This is a genomic window from Sphingomonas sp. Xoc002 (genome assembly GCF_050408055.1).
GTDB classification, from domain to species: Bacteria; Pseudomonadota; Alphaproteobacteria; order Sphingomonadales; family Sphingomonadaceae; genus Sphingomonas; species Sphingomonas yabuuchiae.
The window spans coordinates 2,745,216-2,758,502 of sequence record NZ_CP191175.1 but is presented as its reverse complement, the minus strand read 5'-3'; the positions used below and the strand labels follow the sequence as shown (position 1 = coordinate 2,758,502).

Annotated in this window: 15 protein-coding genes; 13 read left to right on the top strand and 2 right to left on the bottom strand. The window is 66.9% G+C overall.

Annotated elements, in window-relative coordinates:
- Window positions 1-72: 72 nt before the first annotated feature.
- The 4 genes from ACQR50_RS12490 (at window position 73) to ACQR50_RS12475 (ending at window position 4,823) form a co-directional block, all read left to right on the top strand.
- Window positions 73-549 (top strand): hypothetical protein, encoded by a 477-nt coding sequence (locus ACQR50_RS12490; RefSeq protein WP_428968560.1) that lies wholly within the window; start codon window positions 73-75, stop codon window positions 547-549.
- A 125-nt stretch (window positions 550-674) separates the two neighbouring features.
- Window positions 675-2,777 carry an SPOR domain-containing protein gene (locus ACQR50_RS12485; RefSeq protein WP_428968559.1) on the top strand — a complete coding sequence of 701 codons (2,103 nt, stop codon included), beginning with the start codon at window positions 675-677 and terminating at the stop codon, window positions 2,775-2,777.
- Window positions 2,774-3,940, top strand: a complete 1,167-nt coding sequence (locus ACQR50_RS12480) for a deoxyguanosinetriphosphate triphosphohydrolase (RefSeq protein WP_428968558.1) — start codon at window positions 2,774-2,776, stop codon at window positions 3,938-3,940. Before ACQR50_RS12485 ends, ACQR50_RS12480 begins: the two co-directional genes overlap by 4 nt.
- A 226-nt stretch (window positions 3,941-4,166) precedes the next feature.
- On the top strand, window positions 4,167-4,823 hold the full coding sequence (locus ACQR50_RS12475) for a DUF4240 domain-containing protein (protein WP_428968557.1): 657 nt from the start codon (window positions 4,167-4,169) through the stop codon (window positions 4,821-4,823).
- A gap of 78 nt (window positions 4,824-4,901) precedes the next feature.
- On the opposite strand, the gene ACQR50_RS12470 is transcribed toward ACQR50_RS12475, so the two are convergent.
- Window positions 4,902-5,201: a hypothetical protein gene (locus tag ACQR50_RS12470; RefSeq protein WP_153008086.1), complete on the bottom strand. Its 300-nt coding sequence runs from the start codon at window positions 5,199-5,201 to the stop codon at window positions 4,902-4,904.
- Window positions 5,202-5,430: 229 nt separating this feature from the next.
- Between ACQR50_RS12470 and argS the strand changes: the two genes are divergently transcribed.
- The 8 genes from argS to tatC all read left to right on the top strand — a co-directional run bounded on the left by argS (window position 5,431) and on the right by tatC (window position 12,083).
- Window positions 5,431-7,155, top strand: coding sequence for an arginine--tRNA ligase (gene argS, locus ACQR50_RS12465; RefSeq protein ID WP_428968556.1), 1,725 nt, complete (start codon window positions 5,431-5,433; stop codon window positions 7,153-7,155).
- The gene (locus tag ACQR50_RS12460) at window positions 7,155-7,895 is read left to right on the top strand and encodes an SPOR domain-containing protein (RefSeq protein WP_428968555.1); all 741 of its coding nucleotides are present in this window, start codon (window positions 7,155-7,157) and stop codon (window positions 7,893-7,895) included. The genes argS and ACQR50_RS12460 overlap by 1 nt, the downstream gene beginning before the upstream one ends.
- Window positions 7,896-7,946: 51 nt before the next feature.
- Window positions 7,947-8,957 (top strand): glycoside hydrolase family 3 N-terminal domain-containing protein, encoded by a 1,011-nt coding sequence (locus ACQR50_RS12455; RefSeq protein ID WP_428968554.1) that lies wholly within the window; start codon window positions 7,947-7,949, stop codon window positions 8,955-8,957.
- A gap of 128 nt (window positions 8,958-9,085) precedes the next feature.
- The gene (locus ACQR50_RS12450) at window positions 9,086-9,811 is read left to right on the top strand and encodes a segregation and condensation protein A (RefSeq protein ID WP_056434202.1); all 726 of its coding nucleotides are present in this window, start codon (window positions 9,086-9,088) and stop codon (window positions 9,809-9,811) included.
- The gene (gene scpB / locus ACQR50_RS12445; RefSeq protein WP_428968553.1) at window positions 9,808-10,434 is read left to right on the top strand and encodes an SMC-Scp complex subunit ScpB; all 627 of its coding nucleotides are present in this window, start codon (window positions 9,808-9,810) and stop codon (window positions 10,432-10,434) included. The genes ACQR50_RS12450 and scpB overlap by 4 nt, the downstream gene beginning before the upstream one ends.
- A 139-nt stretch (window positions 10,435-10,573) precedes the next feature.
- Entirely contained in the window at window positions 10,574-10,810 is a 237-nt protein-coding gene (locus ACQR50_RS12440; RefSeq protein ID WP_056434199.1) for a Sec-independent protein translocase subunit TatA, read from the top strand.
- Window positions 10,811-10,842: 32 nt separating this feature from the next.
- A complete protein-coding gene (tatB, locus tag ACQR50_RS12435; protein ID WP_428968552.1) occupies window positions 10,843-11,301 on the top strand; it encodes a Sec-independent protein translocase protein TatB in 459 nt (152 codons plus the stop codon).
- The gene (tatC, locus tag ACQR50_RS12430; RefSeq protein ID WP_058744916.1) at window positions 11,298-12,083 is read left to right on the top strand and encodes a twin-arginine translocase subunit TatC; all 786 of its coding nucleotides are present in this window, start codon (window positions 11,298-11,300) and stop codon (window positions 12,081-12,083) included. Before tatB ends, tatC begins: the two co-directional genes overlap by 4 nt.
- 247 nt (window positions 12,084-12,330) lie before the next feature.
- Here the strand turns inward: tatC and ACQR50_RS12425 are convergent, their stop codons facing one another.
- Window positions 12,331-12,732, bottom strand: a complete 402-nt coding sequence (locus ACQR50_RS12425) for a hypothetical protein (protein ID WP_428968551.1) — start codon at window positions 12,730-12,732, stop codon at window positions 12,331-12,333.
- Between the two features lie 147 nt (window positions 12,733-12,879).
- Here ACQR50_RS12425 and ACQR50_RS12420 point away from each other — a divergent pair, with 147 nt between their 5' ends.
- Window positions 12,880-13,185 (top strand): hypothetical protein, encoded by a 306-nt coding sequence (locus tag ACQR50_RS12420; protein ID WP_428968550.1) that lies wholly within the window; start codon window positions 12,880-12,882, stop codon window positions 13,183-13,185.
- Window positions 13,186-13,287: the final 102 nt, after the last annotated feature.

Genomic DNA, 13,287 nt, shown 5'->3' with positions numbered 1-13,287 from the left:
TGGCGGCTCCCGATGCGATCCGTCCCGCCGGAAAGGCCGCCCGCGCGGCGGCACCGAGACGAGGAGAACGCAATGCGCTTCCAGCCCCTGAAACCCTGCGCCATCGCTGCCAGCTCGGCGCTGGCTCTTGCACTGATGACGTGTGTGGCCACGGCCGATCCCGCTCCCGGCCATGACCGCATCCATGCCTTCCGCCTGTTCACCGGCGCGGACGGCAACTCGCATGTCGAGGAGGGCAGCGTGACGCCCGGCGTGCCCAGCGCAGTCGAAAAGATCCATTTCAAGACGACCGCACCCCATTCGCATTTCGACTGGCACAATGATCCCGAGCCGCAATATGTGCTGACCCTGGCAGGCACGTTGAAATTCGTGACCCGCACGGGCGAAAGCTTCACCCTGCATCCCGGCGACGTGCTGGTCGCGGAGGACCATACCGGAACCGGCCATGCCTGGACCATGCTGGGCGACCAGCCATGGAACCGTGCCTATGTCGTGCTGGCCAAGGGCGCGAAGACCTCGTTCGTGGCCGATCCGCGCCGCCGACCGTAGGGGGCGTGAGGGCTAGGGGCGTGTGACAATCGCCTGTTGGTCGACGCTCCGGAGCACTCGGGCGCGCCAGCGATGGGTTAGCCATTGCCGCCGCCCGCGAAACACGCTTTATGGGCGATGGTCCCATGACGTTCGCAATTTTTCCCCGCGCCTCGCTCGCGCTCGCGTTGGCCCTCGCCGCCGCGCCCGTGCCCCTTCTCGCACAGGAAGTGGTTCAGCCGCTTCCCGGCACCACCGATGCCGACAAGCTGGGGGACGTGATGCGCCGCGTCGCGCAGAACCCCCGCAACGTCGATGCGCTGGTCGAGGCGGCGGAGCTGTCCATCCATCTCGACGACCTGTCGGGTGCCGCGTCGCTGCTGGCGCGCGCGGAGAAGGTCGATGCCCGCGATCCCCGGGTCAAGGCGGGCATGGCGTCGATCCTGGTGCGCTCGGAACGCCCCGGCGAGGCGCTGCGCTATTTTACCCAGGCCGAGGCGGCGGGGATGCCCGCCGCTAAGTTCGCGGGCGATCGCGGCCTGGCCTATGACCTGATCGGCGACCAGGCGCGGGCCCAGCGCGATTACCGGCTGGCGCTGGCCAATGGCGCGGGTGACGAGATCATCCGCCGCTATGCGCTGTCGCTCGGTATCTCGGGCCAGCGGGAGCAGGCGCTCGAACAGCTCGATCCGCTGCTGCGCAAGACCGACCGCGCGGCATGGCGGGCACGGGCCTTCATCCTGGCGATGGGGGGTGAACTGCCCGAGGCGACGCGGATCGCCTCGACCATGATGCCGCCGCAACTGGCGCAGGGGCTGCAACCCTTTTTTCAGCGTCTGCCCAGCCTGCCCGCCGTCGACCGCGCCTTTGCCGTGCATTTCGGTGAGACCCGCCCGACGCCCGAGCGGCTGGCCGATGCGAAGCTGGCCCCGAACCTGCCGCCGCTGACTCCGGAAGCGCCGGTGGCGCTGGCCTCTGCGCCGGTGACGACGCCCGCTCCGGTGCCGACGCGCGAGGAACGACGGCGCGGCGGGCGCAACCCGCGCGGTGTGGCGATGGCGGCCAATACGACGCCGGTCACGCCCGCACCGGTGCAGATGGCGTCGACGACCACGCCCCGCGTCGTGGCGGCCGCCGCGCCGATGCGGATGGTCCAGCCCTTGCCCCAGCCGCAGACACAGCCGACGCCGCAGACGGCTCCGCAAACGCAGGCCCAGCCGCAACCGCAGCCGGGCTTCTCCAGCGCCTTGCCGACGGCCCCCGAAACCCGTTCACCGGTGGCCATGGCATCGAACACCACGCGGCCGATGATCCAGCCGTTGCCCGCCGCACCGGCCACGGCGCCCGCGACGCCCGCCGCAACGACGCCCGCCCCGGTGACGTCGAGCCCGACCACGGCCACCGCCATGGTGCAGCCGCTGCCCACTGCCATCCCGTCGACACCGCCGCTCCAGATGGTGCAGGCCGTCCCCGCACCGGACCCCGTGCCCGCCAAGCCCGCGCCGGTCGCCACCGCCATGGTCCAGCCCATCCCCAGCCAGGCCGAAGAGCCCGCGCCCGCGCCGCGCCCGGCGCGAGTCGCGGCCCGCCGCACGCCGCCGACCCCGGCGCGCGGGGTACGCGAAGACTCGGTTCTGGCGCGGATCGTCGCCAATCTCTCGATCCCCGCCTCCGAACTCGGCGTGGAAGGCCCTGAGCGTCCGGCCGTCATCGCGGCCAATACGCCGGTGAGCAGCGGCGCGCAGCGTGTCGTCGCCGAGGCGCGCAGCAAGGCCGAGCGCGATCGCGAAGCGCGCGAAAAGGCCGCCGAGGTGGCGGACGCCGCCCCGCGCGCGCCGACCGCTGCCGAACGCAAGGCGGCCGCCGCCAAGGTCGCCGCCGAGAAGAAGGCTCTCGCCGCCAAAAAGGCCGAGGCCGAGAAAAAGGCACTCGCCGCCAAGGAAGAGGCCGAGGAAAAGAAGCGCGCGCGGGCGAACCCCGAGCGTATCTGGGTCCAGGTCGCAGGCGGCGCGAATGAGGACGACCTGCCCAAGGCCTGGGCGGCGACCAGGGCGAAGGCGCCCGAGCTGTTCGCCGCGCGCAAGGGCTACAAGACCCCGATTCGCGCGACCCACCGCGTCCTGACCGGCCCGTTCAAGACCGATGCGGAGGCGCGCGCCTTCGTCAACCAGCTCGCCAAGAAGGGGGTTTCGGCCTTCCCCGTGACCAGCGACGCAGGGCAGGCGGTGACGCGGCTCGACGCCAAGTGAGCCGCTTCGCCCCCTGGGCTTCCTATCCAGAACATAGCCGGGGGCGTCGTCATGACGAGGCCTCGGGCCTGGCGCGCGGGCCGCGCGATGCGTTCCAGCGCGACCGCGACCGGATCATCCATTCGATCAGCTTCCGGCGGCTGCGTCACAAGACCCAAGTCTTCATGGCGCCCGACGGCGACCATTTCCGCGTCCGCCTGACCCACAGCCTGGAGGTCGCGCAGATCGGCCGCACGATCGCGCGCACGCTGGGGCTGAACGAGGATCTGACCGAGGCGCTGTGCCTGGCGCATGATATCGGCCATCCGCCCTTCGGCCATGCGGGCGAGGATGCGCTGAAGGCGGCGCTGACCGAGCAGGGTGGATTCGACCATAACGGCCATACGTTGCGCACCCTGACCGAGATCGAGCGGCCCTATCCGCGCTGGGACGGCCTGAACCTCAGTTGGGAGACGCTGGAGGGGCTGGCCAAGCATAACGGTCCGGTGCGCCATCCCGGTTGGGCCTTGCGGGAGGCGGATGCGGGCTTTCCGCTCGATCTGGACAGCCATGCCTCGCTGGAGGCGCAGGTCGCAGCGCTCGCGGACGACATCGCCTATGACAATCACGATATCGATGACGGCCTGCGCGCCGGGCTGCTGACGCTCGATCAGCTGCTGGCCGTGCCGCTGGTCGCGCGCGGCTGGGACGCGGCGCGGGCGCAATTCCCCGATGTCGCGCCCAAAAGGCTGGCGAGCGAACTGATCCGCTCGCAGATCGGTGTGATGGTCAACGATCTGGTCGCCGAAACCCGGACCCGTATCGCCGAGAGCGGGGTGGGGGACGTGGCGGACGTTCGCGCGGCGGGCCGGGCGCTGGTCGGCTTTTCGGACGCGATGCGGATCGAGGAGCGTGACCTGAAGCGCTTCATGTACGCCAATCTCTACCACCACCCGCGCCAGCTGGCGGCGGCGGACGCGGCGCATGGTATCGTCAAGGGCCTGTTCGCGGCCTATCGCGCCGACCCGGCGCAACTGCCCCAGGAGTGGCGCGAGCGGTTGCCGGAACAAGAGCCTGCGCGCAGTCGGCATATTGCCGACTTCATTGCGGGGATGACGGACCGTTATGCGGTTCGGTGTTACCGTGAGGTTGTAGGGGACATCGATCTGCCCGAGGGGTTCTAATATTACGATGGCTGGCCAGGCCGGATCGGCGTTCAGAATGCCATATTCTCATTCCTCCCCTGGGAGGGGAGGGGGACCATCCGAAGGATGGTGGAGGGGTGTCGCCGGTTGAGGTCGGAGTCCCGTCTCGCACGCCGGGACACCCCTCCGTCAGGCCTTCGGCCTGCCACCTCCCCTTCCAGGGGAGGAACGGGACGAACGTTGATGGGACCCGAGGATAGACAGAATGGCTGGCTTGGGACGCTTCGTTATTTTCGCGTCAATCGCGGCGGCGCTGGCACTGATCGTCGCCTATGGCGGTGGGGCCAGACCGGCGAAACAGGGTTTGCAGAGGCCTGTGGCTGTCGGGGCAGGTCCGCTCGGCCGCGATGATTTCTGGGCACTGGTCGATCATTCCGCGACTTGGGGCCAGGATGCCGACGCGCAACTGGCCGATCTTCGCACGTCGCTGCGCCGATTGACGCCATCCCAGATCGCCGCGTTTCAAGGTTATTTCGACGAGGCGATGATCCGGTCCTATCGATGGGATTTATGGGGTGCCGCCTATGTCGCCAAGGGCGGCGCGTCGGATGACGGGTTCGAATATTTCCAGCGCTGGCTGATCTCGCGCGGACGAACGGATTTCGAACGGGTCCTGGCTGATCCCGACGCATTGGCCGATCTTGCCATTCCGGACGCGCAGAGTGATTTGGAGTTTGAGGCCTTTGGCTATGTCGCGCCGGACATTTGGTCGGCAAAGACCGGGCAAGCTCTTTCGCAAATGCCCGAGGCCGATGTCCGGCCTCGCCCGTCCGCACCCAGCGGTACTCCCTTCAAAAAAGAGACGTCGCATCTTGCCGCGCGTTACCCGAAGCTCTGGAAGCGCTTCGGGACATGGCTCTAAGAGATTGGGTACATGAAAAAAAGCCCCGTGCATCCCATCGGACACGCGGGGCTTTTTCGTTCAGCCGTCAGGCTGGGATCAGCGAGCGCTGGTCTCCACGCCGGCGCCCAGCGCGCCGCGGGCTTCGTCGGTGGTGAAGGCGACCTGGGTGTTGCCGGTCGTGCCGGTCACGCGGTGGCCCTTCACGACGAAGCGGAACGGCTCGCCGCCCGGATAGCGATGACCCTGGATCACCGCATGGCCGTTCTCGTTCGAACGGGTGTAGACATAGGTGCTGCCCTCGTGAACGAAGCGCTGCTCGCCCTCGGCGGCGATCGCACCGATGGTGGGGACGGCGGCGGCAACGGTGGCGGCCAGGATCAGAATGGTCTTGCGCATGATCGAAACTCCCGCATTTGCGTTGAGCCGGATCAGGTCCTCTCGCGCCTTGTTAGCGCTTCTACTTTCATCAGCCGAAATATTGCGATGCAGCATAACCGGCAACTGCAAAGGGATTCCGCCTGATTGCACTCGGTGCAATCGTCCCGCTGCCGCATACGCCATGATTTGAAGCGGGCGCCCGATTTCGCTAGAGCGCAACGCTTTGCTACCCCGATCGGACGATGTGATGACCCTCTACACCCGCTTTGCCGCGCATATCGATGCGGCGCTGGACACGCTGGTCGCCGCCGGCACGCTGCCCGGCGGGCTGGATCGCCGCAACGTGACGGTCGAGCCGCCGCGCGATGCGAGCCATGGCGACCTCGCCACCAACGCCGCGATGGTGCTGGCCAAGCCCGCAGGCACCAATCCGCGCGCGCTGGCCGAGGCGATCGCGGCCGAGCTGGGCAAGCTGGACGAGGTGGACAGCGTCTCGGTCGCCGGGCCGGGTTTCCTGAACATGCGGCTGACCGAGGCGGCCTGGCGCGACGAGCTGGCCGCGATCCCGGCGGCGGGCGGCGATTATGGCCGGTCGGCGCGGGGGAATGGCGTCACCGTCAATATCGAGTATGTCTCGGCCAATCCGACGGGGCCGATGCATATGGGCCATTGCCGCGGTGCGGTGGTGGGCGATGCGCTCGCCACGCTGCTCGAATTTGCGGGCCACAAGGTCATCCGCGAATATTATGTCAACGATGCGGGCGGCCAGGTCGATGTCCTCGCCCGCTCGGCGCATCTGCGCTACCGCGAGGCGCTGGGTGCGACGATCGAGATCCCCGAGGGGCTTTATCCAGGCGAATATCTGAAGCCGATCGGCGCGGAACTCGCGGCCGAATATGGCGATAAATATGTCGACGCGCCCGAGAGCGAATGGCTGGTCCTGTTCCGCACGCGCGCGGTGGCGGCGATGATGGCGATGATCCGTGAGGATCTGGCGCTGCTGGGCATCCATCACGACATCTTCTCGTCGGAGGCCGAATTGCAGGCGGCGGGCAAGCCCGAGGCCGCCGAGGCCGAGCTGCGCTCGCGCGGCCTCGTCTATGACGGCGTGCTGGAAGCGCCCAAGGGCGAAACCCCCGAGGATTGGGAGCCGGTCGAGCTGCCGCTGTTCCGCTCCAGCCAGTTCGGCGACGATCAGGATCGCCCGATCAAGAAGTCGAACGGCGCCTGGACCTATTTCGGTGCGGATCTGGCCTATCATTATCAGAAGGCACAATCCGCCGATCAGCTGATCGACATCTGGGGCGCCGACCATGCGGGCACCGTCAAGCGCATCGTCGCGGCGGTCGAGGCGCTGACCGGCGGCAAGACCAAGTTCGACGTGAAGCTGGTCCAGATGGTCCGCCTGTTGCGCGGCGGCGAGCCGGTAAAGATGTCGAAGCGCGCGGGCAATTTCGTCACCCTCGCCGATGTCGTGCGCGAGGTTGGCAAGGACGTGGTGCGCTTCACCATGCTGACCCGCCGGGCGGATGCGCAGATGGACTTCGACTTCGCCAAGGTGGTCGAGGCGTCGAAGGACAATCCGGTCTTCTACGTCCAATATGCCCATGCGCGCATCGCCTCGCTGAAGCGGCGCGCGGCCGAGGCGGGCATTGCGGGCGGCACCGCCGACCTGGCGTTGCTCGACGCCGAGGATCTGGCACTGGTGAAGCTCGCCGCGCAGTTTCCGCGCATCGTCGAGACGGCGGCGACCGCGCGTGAGCCGCATCGCGTGGCCTTCTACCTCTATGACCTGGCCGCCGCCTTCCACGCGGCCTGGAATGTCGGGAACGACCGGGTCGATCGTCGCTTCCTGATCGCGGAAGATGCCGAACTGACCCGCGCGCGTCTTTTCCTGAGCGAGGGGATCGGGCAGATCATACGCAATGGTCTGGCGCTGATGGGCGTCGAAGCCGTGTCGGAGATGAAGTGATGGCGAACGAAACGGACGGCCGTGCCCTGGATCTGGACGAGGCGGATCGCCTGCCCTGGCTGGAAACCGTCGAGGCGGACGAGCCCGAGGGCGTCGGTATCGGCAAGGTGATCGCGCTGGTCATTCTGGGCCTCGCCATCCTGGCCGCGATCGGCTTCGGCTTCTACAAGTGGCAGGCGCATCGTGCGGCGACGGACGGCGACGGCGCGGTGATCGCCGCGCCCGAGGGCGACTATAAGGTCCGCCCGGCCGATCCGGGCGGCCTGAAGATCAAGGGCGAGGGCAACACCGCCATCGCCACCAGCGCGGGCAAGCCCGGCGGCACCGGTGCGATCGACCTGCGCGCCGTGCCCGAGGCGCCGATGAACGGGACGCGGGTCGTACAGAAGCCTGCCGAAACCAATGGTGGCCGCAACGCGGTGGCGCAGGTGCCGGAATCGGGCGGCAAGCTCGTCGCCCCCGCACCCGTGGCGGCGGCGCGTGCCCCCGCGGCGGCCCCGACCGGCGGGGCGATGGTCCAGCTGGGCGCCTATCCCAGCGAGTCCTCGGCCAATGCCGCCTGGGACCGCTTCTCGAAGCGCTTTTCCTATGTCGCCGCGCTGGGCAAGGTGGTCCAGCCGGTCGCGTCGAACGGCAAGACCCTGTATCGCCTGCGCGTGAATGCCGGGTCGGCCAACCAGGCCGCCGATATCTGCGGCCGCCTGCGCGTGGCGGGCGAGAGCTGCTTCGTCGCCAGCTGATCGACCATGCCCCTTTCCCGCCGGTGCGGGGAGGGGCCGGAGTTTTCGTCCATGATCCCCGTCATTTTCGGCCTGTCCGGCCCGGTGCTGACCCCCGACGAGCGGGCATTCTTCGCCTCGGTCGAACCGGCGGGCTATATCCTGTTCAAGCGCAACATCGTCGACCGGGCGCAGGTCCGCGCGCTGACCGGCGATCTGCGCGCGCTGGCGGGGCGGGACGATCTGGCGATCCTGATCGATCAGGAAGGGGGCCGTGTCGCGCGCATGGGGCCGCCCGAATGGCCCGCTTTCCCCGCCGGGCCGGTCTTTGCGAAGCTGTACGAAACAGCGCCGATGTCGGCGATCCAGGCGATGCGCGCCAATGGCCAGGCACTGGGCGTGATGCTGCGCGAGGTCGGGATCACCGTCGACTGCGCGCCGCTTCTGGACGTGGCGCAAGCCGACACCACCGAGGCGATCGCCTGCCGCGCCTATGGCACCGAACCGATGCAGGTGGCCGCATTGGGCCGCGCCATGCTGGAAGGGTTGGCGGCGGCGGGCGTGGTCGGCGTGGTCAAGCATATGCCCGGCCATGGCCGCGCGCTGGTCGACTCGCACCATTTGCTGCCGACCGTCACCGCCGACGAGGCGGCGCTGGAGGTCGATCTCGAACCCTTCATCACGCTGTCGGGCGCGCCGATGGGCATGACCAGCCATATCGTGTTCGAGGCCTGGGACGCCGAGCGCCCCGCTACCCTGTCCCCGACCGTGATCGAGCGGATCATCCGGGGGCGGATCGGTTTCGAGGGCCTGTTGATGACCGACGACATCGACATGAAGGCGCTGTCGGGCACGGCGGGCGAGAAGGCGGCGGGGGCCTTGGCGGCGGGATGCGACCTCGTCCTCGATTGCTGGGCGCGGATGGACGAGATGGTCGAGATCGCCGGGCGCGTGCCGCCGATCACCGAAGCGGCGCGGGCGCGGCTGGACCGTGCGATGGCGAGTGTCGGCGTAGGGGAGGGCGACTTTGCGGAGCTGATCGCGCGCCGCGATGCGCTGCTCGCGCTCGCGGCGTTGGAATAGGTAACGCCCTAATCCTCCCCATCGAAGATGGGGAGGAATTGGAAAGAGCCGATCTCCTCTCTCCATCGGTCTGGCGCCCGCCACGCGCCGTCTCGCCATCCCGCATCATCGCCGCTAAGCAATGGGGGATGACGGGGGAACAGCTGACGCTTGATCTGGACGGGTGGGAAGGGCCGCTCGATCTGTTGCTGTCGCTGGCCCGTTCGCAAAAGGTCGATCTGCGACAGATCTCGATCCTGGCCTTGGTCGAGCAATATCTGCGCTTCGTCGACAAGGCGGGGCGGATGCAGCTGGAATTGGCGGCCGATTATCTGGTGATGGCGGCCTGGCTCGCTTATCTCAAATCCTCCCTGCTGCTGCCTCGCCAGCCCGAGGAAGAGCCCGACCCGGAGGAAATGGCGCTGCGCCTGCAACTCCGGCTGGAGCGGCTGGCGGCGATGCGCGAATGCGGCGCGCGGCTGATGGCGCGTGATCGGCTGGGCCGCGACGTCTTCCCGCGCGGCGCGCCCGAAGGGCTGGCGGTGCAGCGCAAGGCGATGTGGCAGGCCGAGCTGTACGACCTGATTTCCGCCTATGGCCGGATCAATGCGCGCACCCGCCCGGTCATGCATGTCGTCGCCGACCGGCAGGTCATGACGCTGGAAGCGGCGCTGGAGCGGGTGTCGATGCTGGTCGGCAGTCGGATCGACTGGTCGGCGATCGAGACCTTCCTGCCCGACGGCAGCGAGCGGTTGCGGCGGTCGGCGCTGGCGTCCAGCTTCCTTGCGGTGCTGGAACTGGCGCGGCAGGGCAAGGTCGAACTCCGCCAGGCCGCGCCGTTCGCGCCGCTGCTGATCCGCCAGCCCGCGCCATGACCGAGATCGACCCGATCGTTCGTGCCGTCGAGGCGGTGCTGTTCGCCTCGCCCGAGCCCATGAGCGTGGATTCGATCCGCGCGCATGTCGGCGTCGGCAGTCGTGGGGGCAAGGGCGGCGGCGATATCCGCGCGGCGCTGGAACAGCTGGAGGCGCAGTATCGCGGGCGCGGCATCATGCTCGTCCGGCGCGGCGACCGTTGGCATTTCCAGACCGCGCCCGATCTCGCCCATCTGCTCCGCCGCGATCGCGAGGAGGCGCGCCGCCTGTCGCGCGCCGCCATCGAGACGTTGGCGATCATCGCCTATCAGGAACCCGTCAGCCGGGCGGAGATCGAGGCGATACGCGGCGTCGCCATCTCCAAGGGGACGCTCGACGTGCTGATGGAAGCGGGTTGGGTGCGTCCCGCCGGACGACGCGAGGTCCCGGGGCGGCCGCTCATCTATGCGACGACCCCCGCCTTTCTCCAGCATTTCGGGCTGACCAGCAGGCGGGACCTGCCGGGGCTGGAGGATCTGCGTGCCGCCGGGCTGCTCGATCCGGTCGATCTGGCGCTGGAGCGGATGGGTGAGGAGGATATGCCCGATGCGTCCCCGGATTCGAGTGAGGAAGAACGCGATTGAGCGCTTTCCTTTGCGTCATGGCCGCGTCACAATGCTCCGCCACGGCCCTTGCATCCCCGATCGGGGGCCATGTCATCGCTCGACCATTGCCGCTGGTGATGCCAAAGCCTAGATAGATAGAAATTCCAGGAGACGTGCCATGGGCAGCTTTAGCCCGATCCACCTTCTCGTCCTCGCGGTCGTCGCGATCCTTCTGCTCGGCGGCGGGCGTTTCTCCAACCTGATGGGCGACGTCGCCAAGGGTGTGAAGAACTTCAAGAAGGGCATGGCCGAGGAAGACGAGACGCCCGCCAAGCCGTCGGCGCGTATCGAGGCGCAGAAGTCGGCCGAGCCCGCCTTCGATCGCGACGGCGAGCGCGTGCGCGACGATCGCTGATCCCGGTCCGTTAAAGCCAGCAGCGGACTTTCATGTTCAACATCGATTCCAGCGAGTTCCTGCTGGTCGCCATCGTCGCGCTCGTCGTGATCGGTCCCAAGGACCTGCCCAAGGCGATGCGCGTCGTCGGCTATTGGGTGGGCAAGGCGCGCGGCGTCACGCGCCAGTTCCGCCAGGGCTTCGACAATATGGTCCGGGAGGCCGAACTGGAGGAAATGGAGAAGCGCTGGGCCGCCGAGAATGAGCGGATCATGCGCGAACATGCCGCCGACACGCCTCCGCATGTCGATGCCGATGCAATCCCTTCGGCGGCGACCCCGGCGGCGGCCTTGCCTGATCACACGACGCCTGACCACAAGACGCCCGATGCGACGCATGGCGATGGCCATGCGGATCACAGCGATCAACCGGTGATGGTCGAAAAGCCCGTCGTCGCGCCCGCACCCGACAGCGAGCATCCGTCGCGCGGCACCGAGGGGGCGGCATCGTGAGCGACCAGGAAGATATCGATGCCAGCCGCGCACCCCTGCTGGAGCATCTGATCGAGCTGCGTCGGCGACTGCTCTACTGCATCATCGCGGTGGGCTTGGCCTTTGGCGTGTCGATGTATTTTTCGGAATCGATCTTCGGCTTCCTGGCCAAGCCGCTGCTGCGCGCCGGGCAGGGAACGCTGGTCTATACCCAGATTTTCGAGGCATTCTTCGTCCAGGTGAAGGTCTCGTTCTTCGCCGCGATGATGATCTCCTTCCCGGTGATCGCCAACCAACTGTGGCAGTTCGTCGCGCCGGGTCTGTACCGCAAGGAAAAGAAGGCGCTGCTGCCCTTCCTGCTGGCGACGCCCGTGCTGTTCCTGATGGGGGCGGCGATGGCCTATTACATCGCCATCCCGATGGCGCTGCACTTCCTGCTGGGTTTCGACGGCATGGTGGGCGGCGTGAAGCGCGAGGCGCTGCCTGCGATCGGCAATTACCTGTCCTTCGTCATGCAGTTCCTGTTCGCCTTCGGCTTGGCCTTCCTGTTGCCGGTGCTGCTGATGCTGCTGGAACGGGCGGGAATCGTCACGCGCAAGCAACTGATCGGCGCGCGGCGCTATGCGATCGTCGCGGCAACGGCCGTGGCGGCAGTGCTGACCCCGCCCGACCTGATGTCGCAGGTGCTGCTCGCGGTGCCGCTCATCATTCTCTACGAGCTGGCGATCATCGGCATCTGGTTCACCGAGCGGGCTCGGTCGAAACAGGCGGCCGTAGAAGAGGATGCCGACGCGGTGGCGTGATCGGCTGGAGTTTGGAAGTGTGAGGGTCTCGGTGAAAGCCGAGGCCCTTTTTTGTTGGGCTGATGGGGCGTGGCCTTCGACTGGGCTCAGGCCGAACGGCGGTTGGGGGTTAGCCCTTTCCCCACTGCGTTCAGCTTAAGCGCGGTCGAGGGCGACGGGTGGAGTCGCCAGCGTCCGTGGCCGTCATGTCTGCCATTGGTGGATAGCGGAAGGGCCGCTTTCCGGCTCGGATCGCCTTAGCAGTCACTCAGCAACTAACGCGCGGAAGCATGCGCTCCATACCTTTGTCATCTGGGATGATGATTGCCGTAGGCTTCGTATTGCTATTAAACTTGTAAAAGAAACCCGTGTCCGCGTTACCCACAGATAGCCTCTTGTCACTAGCATCGATCTGCAAGTTATTGACCATGTTTACCACCGGGTCGCGCTTTAGCATCAGGTATCTCTTGACCTTGGTGCGCCGACCTTGAGCTGAGACAGCCACATCAGTGCTCCCCACGACAACCTTTTCGACCTGAGAGCCATAGCAGCCAAAAAACACTTTGGGGTTGGCGAGATCAGGACCAAGCTCAACCGGATTCCAAAGGCGTGAAACCAAAAAGATTGCCGCGATGGTCAGGGCTATTGCTGTTATAATGAATGGTCTCATCGTTTTTTTCGGTCTACCTCAGCGTCGTTCTAGGTGTCCGCCGTCAGGATCGCGGCAGCAAGTCGGAATGTCTGCTAGTGGGCGATAACGGACACTTTATGCGAGTGCCATCCGCGTCTATCGAGATCGGCTACGATGGAGGCTCACTTGGCGACGGTGAACATAGCTGGCGGTCTCGCGTGGGGGGCGCTGATGGCCACAATCGGCGACCAGCTACTCGTGGGGTTCGGCAGCTTTCAAAATTTGGGACAGCTTGAGGAGGCGCTCTACATAGCGCTCGATAGGGACGGCCCGTCGGAGATCATTCACACCGGGGCACTTGCCGTCACGAGTGACCAACTGGCCTTATATCTGGGCGTGCTCGCATCCGTAGCCGAAGGGGAGCCGTTAAAAGTTAGCTTCATGGCCGAAGCGGTGGGAGCATTGCTGCCCCGGCATCATCAGCAGGATTAAGCTAAGAACCGGCACGTGGCGTCCGCAAGTGGGCGAAAATAACGGAACCGCCCCCGCCCCAAGAAGAAAAGGGCCCCGGCGGATAACCGCCGGAGCCCTTCC

Bases quoted from the DNA above. Each gene is read 5' to 3' on its own strand.
- ACQR50_RS12455 (WP_428968554.1), top strand. From the start codon at position 7,947: ATGATCCCCGTCATTTTCGGCCTGTCCGGCCCGGTGCTGACCCCCGAC.
- ACQR50_RS12490 (WP_428968560.1), top strand. From the start codon at position 73: ATGCGCTTCCAGCCCCTGAAACCCTGCGCCATCGCTGCCAGCTCGGCG.
- ACQR50_RS12460 (WP_428968555.1), top strand. From the start codon at position 7,155: ATGGCGAACGAAACGGACGGCCGTGCCCTGGATCTGGACGAGGCGGAT.
- ACQR50_RS12475 (WP_428968557.1), top strand. From the start codon at position 4,167: ATGGCTGGCTTGGGACGCTTCGTTATTTTCGCGTCAATCGCGGCGGCG.
- ACQR50_RS12470 (WP_153008086.1), bottom strand. From the start codon at position 5,201: ATGCGCAAGACCATTCTGATCCTGGCCGCCACCGTTGCCGCCGCCGTC.
- ACQR50_RS12450 (WP_056434202.1), top strand. From the start codon at position 9,086: ATGACGGGGGAACAGCTGACGCTTGATCTGGACGGGTGGGAAGGGCCG.
- ACQR50_RS12440 (WP_056434199.1), top strand. From the start codon at position 10,574: ATGGGCAGCTTTAGCCCGATCCACCTTCTCGTCCTCGCGGTCGTCGCG.
- tatB (WP_428968552.1), top strand. From the start codon at position 10,843: ATGTTCAACATCGATTCCAGCGAGTTCCTGCTGGTCGCCATCGTCGCG.
- argS (WP_428968556.1), top strand. From the start codon at position 5,431: ATGACCCTCTACACCCGCTTTGCCGCGCATATCGATGCGGCGCTGGAC.
- ACQR50_RS12485 (WP_428968559.1), top strand. From the start codon at position 675: ATGACGTTCGCAATTTTTCCCCGCGCCTCGCTCGCGCTCGCGTTGGCC.
- scpB (WP_428968553.1), top strand. From the start codon at position 9,808: ATGACCGAGATCGACCCGATCGTTCGTGCCGTCGAGGCGGTGCTGTTC.
- ACQR50_RS12425 (WP_428968551.1), bottom strand. From the start codon at position 12,732: ATGAGACCATTCATTATAACAGCAATAGCCCTGACCATCGCGGCAATC.